Here is an 8,410-nt window from a genome sequence, read left to right as displayed (position 1 = left end):
GCAAGCTTTCAAAGTAACTCCGCTCGACTTGCATGTATTAGGCACGCCGCCAGCGTTCGTCCTGAGCCAGGATCAAACTCTCCAATTAGTATTGAAAAGAGCGATATGCTCATTTTGAAACTGACGATTCATTAAATGAATCTTTTAAAAATTAACGCGTTCCATTTGTTCAGTTTTCAAAGAACTTGCTCCTAGCATTTCGACATTCAATGTCTCTTGCACAGGAATTATAGTATATCATGTTGTCGTATTTCTTGTCAACTTATTTATTCATCGTTTGTGTTTCATTTGTTCGATGCGTCATAAGCACAAGAGATAATATACCATGCCGTTCTTATGTTTGCAAGCTTTTTTTGAAATAAAAATAATCTACGAATAAATACTTTCAAACTAACACAAACCAACACAAATTGATTCCAATAATCCTTAAACTATGGCTAAATAGAATCTATCGCAATCCCATATATTAACTTCTAATGATAAGTACAGAGAGGAGCCTAAATGAAAAACAATATATCTACTGCTGCAAACCAAACAAACACCAAGGACAAGGGGCAGCGTAATCTGCAGCAAGCAACAATCTATAAAATTTTGCTGGCAGTCAGCTTTGTTCATTTATTTAACGATTCTATTCAGGCAGTCATCCCTGCAATCTTCCCTATTCTCAAAGATAACTTAATGCTCTCCTTTGCTCAGATCGGGTGGATCTCCTTTGCCCTAAACATGACGTCCTCCGTTATCCAACCAGTCATTGGGTATGCGGCTGATCGTAAGCCTCGTCCTATATTGTTACCACTGGGTATGTGTAGCACATTTCTAGGCGTACTTTTATTGGCTTATGCCAACAACTATATCCTTGTATTGTTTTCCGTCATGCTAATTGGCTTCGGATCTGCTACCTTTCATCCGGAAGGCATGCGTGTTGCTCATATGGCTGCCGGTCAGCGGAAAGGTCTTTCGCAATCTATTTTTCAAGTCGGCGGCAACGCTGGACAATCTTTAGGACCAATGCTCACGAAATGGATATTCATCCCCTTTGGGCAGATCGGGGCTCTTGGCTTCACTATCGTTGCGGCTGCCGGAATTGCCGTACAGACCTATGTCGCTCGCTGGTATCGGGAGATGCTGGATGCGGGATATACGTTTCATAAGAAATCAACAGCTCGTGCAATCGATCCTGCCCGCCGCAAAAGTATTCGAACGGCAACAATCATTCTAGTGTTCCTAGTCTTTGTTAGATCTTGGTACGGCGCTTCTATCGGCAGTTACTACGCTTTCTACCTAATGGACAAATACCAAATGACGCTTGATAAGGCGCAAATCTATATTTTTATGTATCTGGCAGCTGGAGCTGTCGGTACATTCTTTGGAGGCCCACTAGCTGACCGCTTCGGACGGCGTAATCTCATTCTTCTCTCTATGGTCGGAACAGTGCCCTTCGCATTGGCTCTACCCTTCGTGAACCAAATGTGGGCAGCTATACTCCTACTGATTGGCGGCTTCATCCTTTTGTCCAGCTTCTCTGTTACTGTAATCTATGCTCAGATGCTTTATCCAGGCAATATCGGAACAGTTTCAGGGTTAATCACTGGTCTTGCTTTTGGGCTCGGAGGAATCGGCTCATTAGTACTCGGCAATCTGATTGACAGCATTGGTATTTCAAAAGTGTTTATAGCTTGTGGCTTCCTCCCTCTTCTTGGTTTCCTTGCCCTCCTGCTCCCTCGAGATGAGAAGCTTGAAGAATGGGCCGCTCAATAAAATTCAATAATACCAATAAACATCAATAGCCACTTAACGCCTTACTCATTACTGTAGAAAATAGAGCGGCAGCCTTCCCGCTGCCCTCTGTCATATAATTATCCTTATTTGTGCGATCAAACCCCATCCACACTGCAGCTGTCCATTCCGAAGTATAACCAACAAACCATAGATCCCGATTAGCTTTCTTGCTCACACCTGGAAGGTCCAATTGGGTCGTTCCGGTTTTCCCCGCTACGGGTCTGTTCATTTGTGCTTTTTTTCCTGTTCCTTCATTGACCACATTACGAAGCATAGTTGTCATCGCGTCTGCAGTTCGCTGCGATATTACCTGTCGTGATTCAGAGGGATGTGTGTACACGACTTTTCCCTTGGAATCCATTATCGTGCGAACCATATGAGCCTCATTGAATTTACCGCCATTGGCAAAGACGCTGTAGGCTTGTGTCATTTTAAGTGGAGATACGCCGTTATGAAGCCCTCCCAAAGCTATCGATAAATGATTGTCCTCCTCCGTCAGTACAATTCCTAATTTGGCTGCGAATTGCCGCGCAGAAGAGATTCCAACCTGCTTCAAAAGCCAAACAGCTGGGGCATTTATGGATTTTTGTAATGCTGTATTCATTGTGATCTGACCTTGGTACATTCCATTCAAATTCTCAGGTACATAGTTTCCATAAGCGTATTTACGATCAGACAGTATGCTATTCGGGCTATATTTTCCGCTCTCTAGCGCGGGTCCATAATCAATGATCGGCTTGAAGCTGGAGCCTGGCTGCCGCGCATCAATTGTAGCCCTGTTCAAGCTCCCCTCATTTTGTTCGCGCCCACCAATCAGTGCCACTACTTCACCTGTACGATGATCCATTATGGTCATTGCTGCTTCCACCCGCTGATCTTTTCCGTCGGGCGGGAAAGAAGAACCCTTAAGAAAGGCCTGCTCAAGCGCCTGCTGTGCTTTACTGTTCAACCCTGTAACGATAGTGTAACCGCCCGTTCGAAGCTCTTCCACAGACTTCCCGGTGATCTGAGCCGCTTCCTTAAGCGTAGCATCCACATAATGCACTCCAATGACTTCTTCTTTATTTGCAGCGGGAGGGTGATACTGTTTATCTCTAGCCTCAATCATTTGTTCATTAGTGATCAGTCCTTGATCTAGCATGATCTGTAGAACGAGATTCCTTCTTGTTTTGGATAATGTACTATTGTCTACCGGATTATAAATAGACGGTCCTTTAGGGATTCCCGCCAGGGTGGCGATTTGCCATATTTCTAGTTTTATTAAATCTGATACGCCGAAGTAACGCTCCGCAGCTGCTTTTACGCCATATTGTCCTCTTCCCATATAAATCTGATTGAGGTAAAGCCCTAGAATCTCTTGTTTTGATAACTGCCTCTCCAATGCAAGAGCAATGGATGCTTCGTTTAGCTTACGTATGACATTCTTGTTCCTGTTCAAATAAAGATTGCGAGCTAGCTGCTGAGTAATACTACTCCCGCCCTCGGAGAGATCCATATCCACAATATTATTTAGAAAAGCGCGAGAAATCCCTTTATAATCTAATCCCTGGTGGCTATAAAAGCGCCGGTCCTCCACCGCTAAAAACGTATTTATCAGTAATGCAGGCATCTCCTCCAGCTCCGCTGAATGTCTATACCCCGAGCCCGGTAAAGGGATCATTCGTAATGTCGTCCCATCCGAGGTCTTAATGATGCTCGATTCCGGCAGCTGAAGTTTATCCTCTTGCTGCTTAACCACTTGCCCGCCGTATTGAAATACGTAAAGCAAACCCACGAGCGCTATTATTATTCCAATGACACTCCCATCAAATAATAAATACCCCAGACGGAGTATACGGGTACGCACGATCCATCCGCCATCCTTATCTGAATGGGCTGCATGTTGTTTTTTTTCGATAATGGCACTCATGATTCTATAATCAGGTTCTCTAGGAACCGCTCCATACTACGGGCTTCAACACTCGCTGCTTCAAGAAGTGCTTGAGCTTCCATCCCATCATCCGCATTGTCAGCCTCTTCTACCTCACGGAGAGCACGGAGAATGGCCCGAGTTCTTATCAATAAAGCTACAGCTGGTGTGTCCTGCATCGTTTCTGTTGCTACGCCTCTATTTGGAACTTCAATTCTTTGCATGCGATTCAGGTTAGCGGCGATTCGGCCCAATTCTCCTCCAGAAAGGACCTTGATTTCTTTTGTTACTCCCTTGTCTGCCAACTCTGAGGTCCCAGCCAATACCGCGTACAAATCATCGGCGATTTTCTGTGAACGGAGAATAAACAACCCACTGAAAAGTAGAACAAATAAAATAATGGCACAGGGGATTTTTCCAATATGATTAATGATCCAATGAATAAGACGAACAAAAAAGACGCCTGATTGCCCCGAATAATGAGCATATAGCAAAGCAACACCCCGCTGGACAACAAAAAGAAAGGCAGCACTCAAAAGAGCACTCCCTATAAAAATATAAAGATAATGGATGCGAACCGTCCGAAGTTTGTGCATAGTCATTCCCTCCTTGTGCTCACAACGATATCTTCCAAATCTTAAGAACCCGCCAAGAGTTTTCTTAAGATTCTATGAAGAATGGGAAATAGGTGATAAAATCCGTCCGAATAGGGGAGCTTTCTACATAAATAACGCCATTGTGGCGTTCGATGATACTTTTGGAAATGGCAAGACCTAGGCCTGAACCGCCTGTATGCTGTGAACGAGACTTCTCTGCCCGATAGAATCGTTCAAAAATAAACGGAATATCGCTCTCTGCAATCATTTCTCCAAAATTGCTAATGCGGACAACCGCTTCATTTCCCTTTTTACTGAAACCAATCTCCACTTTCCCGCCGCTTCTACCATAACGGATCGCGTTCGTAATCAAATTTTCATAAGCACGAACTAATTCTTTAGGGGAAGCCTCTATCCACAACTCACCAGCCTGGTCATCGATCTCATAGGTCATTTCAGCCTTTGTTAGTTCGGGAACTGACTCCTCCGCTAACTGCCGTATAAATGCTTTTAAATCTAATCGCTCCATAACCAGAGGGTATTCTCCACTATTCACGCGTGTATATTCAAAAAGATCGTCGATCAGTTTACGCAGCACAAGGGATTTGTTATAGGCTATGTTCACGTAATATCGTATTTCTACTTCTTCCTGGCATCGATCTTGCTCGATATATTCCAGAAAACCGAGGACAGAGGTAAGGGGGGTTCTTAAATCGTGGGAGACACCCGTGATCAAGTCATTTTTTGCATTCACAGCTTTACGTTCCTCTTCCACAGAGTGCTGCAGACGCTCAGCCATTTCATTAATATTCTCAGCCAGCACTCCCAGCTCGTCTGTGGTTCTGACTTCAATTCGGTGCGACATCCCGGAGCTTGTGATTTCCCGAATCCCTTTGGTGATCTCCTCCAGATACAGTACTACTTTACGAGTATAGATAAAAAAGAACAGCAAAAAGCTGATAATACCAGCTGCTGTCAGCAGTGGCATAGAGCCAATATGATTAATGATCCATCGTAAGATACGTGAATAGGGAGCCGACTCTGACACTGGATTCAGATAGATCATGAAATTAACGAGCTGGTAACCTGCAAACAGCAGTAATCCACCGGAAAGCACACTAAGCAAAAAGGCGTATATAAACTTCCAACGAATCGTAGTTATATATTTTGAATTCAAGAAGCCTCACCTAATCCTTTCAGGAAGGTCCATCTAATTTATAGCCAACTCCCCAGACGGTTTGTATATAACGGGGGCGCTTAGAATCCACTTCGATTTTATCGCGGAGGTTACGAATATGTACCATAACAGTATTACCCCCATCTAAAAATGGTTCGTTCCACACCTTATCGTATATCTGCTCCAAGCTGAGCACTTGACCTTGGTGCCTTGCCAAAAGCTCCAAAATAGAAAATTCCCGGGGGGTCAGCTTAATCTTCTGCTGGTCTATATGTACCTCATGCTTAGACGTATCTATAGTTAAATCTTCAAAGCTCAGTTTGCTGTCATTCCCTAGGCTATTACTATCTTTATTGAAAGCGTGATAACGACGCAGCTGTGACTTAACTCGTGCCACAATCTCCAAAGGATTAAACGGCTTGCCCACGTAGTCGTCCGCTCCTATGCTAAGTCCTGAGATTTTGTCCATATCCGTATTTTTGGCTGAAAGGATGATAATTGGCATCTTCCGCTCTTCACGGATCTTCATACATGCTACTAGCCCATCCATCTTAGGCATCATGACATCAAGAATAATCAGATCTACTTCTTCCTTTTGCAGACACGCCAGTGCCTCCATCCCATCATAAGCTTTAAGCAGGCGATAGCCCTCATTACAGAGGTATATCGATAACAGCTCTACAATTTCCTTCTCATCATCTACTAACAAAATCGTTTCTCTCTTCACAGGAGGGGTTTCCTTTCAAATATAGTAATAATTATCTATAGCTTCTATATTAGCAGATCCATCGAATGATTTTCCTCGAAAATAGAAACATGCACTTAAAACCGAACGACAATAAGTAGGTTACGCAAAAAAGGGTAACCGCTCCACTCGTGCTTAAACGAAATGGAACTGGTACCCTTTTAGAATTTAGTGAAAATATGCTTACATCTCCAGCAGTCGAATCAGCTCATCCTCATCCTCAATGACCTGAATGCCCAGCTGCTGTGCTTTGGCCAGTTTACTACCTGCCTTCTCGCCGGCAATAACCAAATCCGTCTTCTTAGATACACTTCCAGACACCTTCGCTCCGAGTGCTTCCAGACGTTCGGCGGCTTCGTCACGTGTAAGCTTTTGTAATGAACCGGTCAACACTACCGTTTTTCCGCTAAAGAAGGAATCCGTGCTAACAGGACGTGGGGCCTCAGGAGCTTTTGCTTCAACCCCAAGCGCCCGCAACCGAGCAACATTCGCCACAACTATAGGATCTGCGAAGAAGTTAACAATACTCTCGGCGACAATCCCGCCAATGTCTGGCAACTCGGCAAGTTCTTCCGCTTTAGCCTGCATCACAGCATCCAGATCGCGGAAATGATCAGCCAGCATCTTAGTTGTTGCTTTACCTGTATTAGGGATTCCTAACGCAAAGAGGAATGAAGCGAGATCGCGCCCTTTGCTATCCTCGAATGCTTGCAACAAATTCTGTGCTTTTTTCTCCCCGAAACGGTTCAGCTGTACAAGCTGCTCAAAGGACAATTCATACAGATCCGCAGAGTCATGAACATTAAGCTCGTCGTAGAGCTGACCTGCTGTCTTCTCACTAAACGTCTCAATATCCATCGCATCACGCGAAGCGAAATGAGTGATCCGACTAATAATTTGCGGTCTACAGTTCAGCTTATTATTACAGAAAAGATGCGCACCACGCATTTCTAGCGGAAATCCGCACGCCGGGCAATCCTCAGGGAAAATAATTTCTCCTCCGTCATTCTCTTCTGTTACCTTGCCGAGAATTTCCGGGATAACATCATTAGAACGCCGAATAAACACTCGTGAGCCTAAGGCGAATTTCAAGTTTTTGCGCTCAATATCGCCCACATTATTTAATGTGCAATTCTGTACGGTAACTCCAGCAAGCTCTACGGCTTCAACACGAGCCAGCGGAGTCACTTTACCTGTACGTCCTACATTCCAGCTAACGGACTCAAGCACGGTCGTTGTTTCTTCAGCTTCAAATTTATAAGCCACTGCCCAGCGAGGGAACTTGTCAGTGTAACCAAGAACTTCACGAATACGGAAATCCGTCACCTTGATCACGGCTCCATCAATGAGGTAATCAAGAGTTGAACGACTCTCCTCGATTCCAGCAAGCTGTTCGGTCACATCATCGAAATCATTACAATAAGTCAGATAAGGATTTACTTTGAATTTGTTATTCCGTAGAAAATCCATCATCTCCTGATGATCGGCGAATTCTACATCTTCTGCAAAGCCCACATTATAGAAATAAGCGTTCAAACGACGTTCCGCAGTGGTCTTCGGATTTAGATTGCGCAGCGCACCTGCCGCCGCATTACGCGCATTCTTAAGTGGCTCTGCAGCCCGGGTATTATAATCAGCGAGCACAGATAGATTCATAATCCCTTCGCCCTGTACTTCAATGACCCCTTCTTTAAAAGGAATCGTTAACGGAACAGACTTGATGGTCTTTACCTGAGCAAGTATTCCTTCCCCAATGGCCCCATTACCACGCGTCGATGCCTGTTCAAGAACGCCATTTCGATAGGTTAGATTCAGCGTTAAGCCGTCGAACTTCAGCTCTACTGCATAACAAGGAGCAGGAAGAGGGTTGTCTGGATTCTTAAGATTGTACTCATTCACTAAGCGAAGTACCCGAGCATTCCAGCTCCGCAGCTGTTCAATATTCTGTGCTTTATCAAGACTCCAAAGCGGAGCCAGATGCCGATGCGGCGTGAAGCCCTTAAGCAGCTCTCCACCTACACGTTGTGTAGGTGAATCCGGTAGTACGAAGCCACTCTCAGCCTCCAGTGCTACAAGCTTGTCGTATAAAACATCGTATTCCTTATCGCTGACTAGCGGAGCATCCAGCGTGTAATAATGGTAATTATAGTTATTTAACTCCGCAACAAGCTCTTCCATCACATGCATAGCATCCATGCAGGTAC

At 44.6% G+C, this 8,410-nt stretch carries 6 protein-coding genes and 1 rRNA gene; 1 reads left to right on the top strand and 6 read right to left on the bottom strand.

Translation table 11 applies throughout. The annotated features are described in order from the left end of the window. A 16S ribosomal RNA gene (locus tag L1028_RS28855) occupies window positions 1-88 on the bottom strand; the annotation flags it as partial. Between the two features lie 413 nt (window positions 89-501). Between L1028_RS28855 and L1028_RS28850 the strand changes: the two genes are divergently transcribed. Further along, window positions 502-1,758, top strand: coding sequence for an MFS transporter (locus L1028_RS28850; protein ID WP_234541513.1), 1,257 nt, complete (start codon window positions 502-504; stop codon window positions 1,756-1,758). Between the two features lie 22 nt (window positions 1,759-1,780). On the opposite strand, the gene L1028_RS28845 is transcribed toward L1028_RS28850, so the two are convergent. From L1028_RS28845 to ligA, 5 genes are all read right to left on the bottom strand, one after another. Beyond that, window positions 1,781-3,688 carry a transglycosylase domain-containing protein gene (locus tag L1028_RS28845; protein ID WP_234541508.1) on the bottom strand — a complete coding sequence of 636 codons (1,908 nt, stop codon included), beginning with the start codon at window positions 3,686-3,688 and terminating at the stop codon, window positions 1,781-1,783. Next, window positions 3,685-4,284 carry a hypothetical protein gene (locus L1028_RS28840; protein ID WP_234541505.1) on the bottom strand — a complete coding sequence of 200 codons (600 nt, stop codon included), beginning with the start codon at window positions 4,282-4,284 and terminating at the stop codon, window positions 3,685-3,687. Before L1028_RS28840 ends, L1028_RS28845 begins: the two co-directional genes overlap by 4 nt. A 64-nt stretch (window positions 4,285-4,348) precedes the next feature. Next, a complete protein-coding gene (locus L1028_RS28835) occupies window positions 4,349-5,461 on the bottom strand; it encodes a sensor histidine kinase (protein WP_234541503.1) in 1,113 nt (370 codons plus the stop codon). 19 nt (window positions 5,462-5,480) lie between these two features. Next, a complete protein-coding gene (locus L1028_RS28830; protein ID WP_234541501.1) occupies window positions 5,481-6,188 on the bottom strand; it encodes a response regulator transcription factor in 708 nt (235 codons plus the stop codon). 201 nt (window positions 6,189-6,389) lie between these two features. Then, window positions 6,390-8,402 carry an NAD-dependent DNA ligase LigA gene (gene ligA, locus L1028_RS28825; protein WP_234541499.1) on the bottom strand — a complete coding sequence of 671 codons (2,013 nt, stop codon included), beginning with the start codon at window positions 8,400-8,402 and terminating at the stop codon, window positions 6,390-6,392. Window positions 8,403-8,410: the final 8 nt, after the last annotated feature.

The organism is Paenibacillus pseudetheri, from assembly GCF_924513355.1.
GTDB classification, from domain to species: Bacteria; Bacillota; Bacilli; order Paenibacillales; family Paenibacillaceae; genus Paenibacillus_AQ; species Paenibacillus_AQ pseudetheri.
Note: the sequence above shows the minus strand (reverse complement) of the source record. Positions and strands in the feature narration are given on the sequence as shown.

Bases quoted from the DNA above. Each gene is read 5' to 3' on its own strand.
- L1028_RS28850 (WP_234541513.1), top strand. From the start codon at position 502: ATGAAAAACAATATATCTACTGCTGCAAACCAAACAAACACCAAGGAC.
- L1028_RS28845 (WP_234541508.1), bottom strand. From the start codon at position 3,688: ATGAGTGCCATTATCGAAAAAAAACAACATGCAGCCCATTCAGATAAG.
- L1028_RS28840 (WP_234541505.1), bottom strand. From the start codon at position 4,284: ATGCACAAACTTCGGACGGTTCGCATCCATTATCTTTATATTTTTATA.
- ligA (WP_234541499.1), bottom strand. From the start codon at position 8,402: ATGGATGCTATGCATGTGATGGAAGAGCTTGTTGCGGAGTTAAATAAC.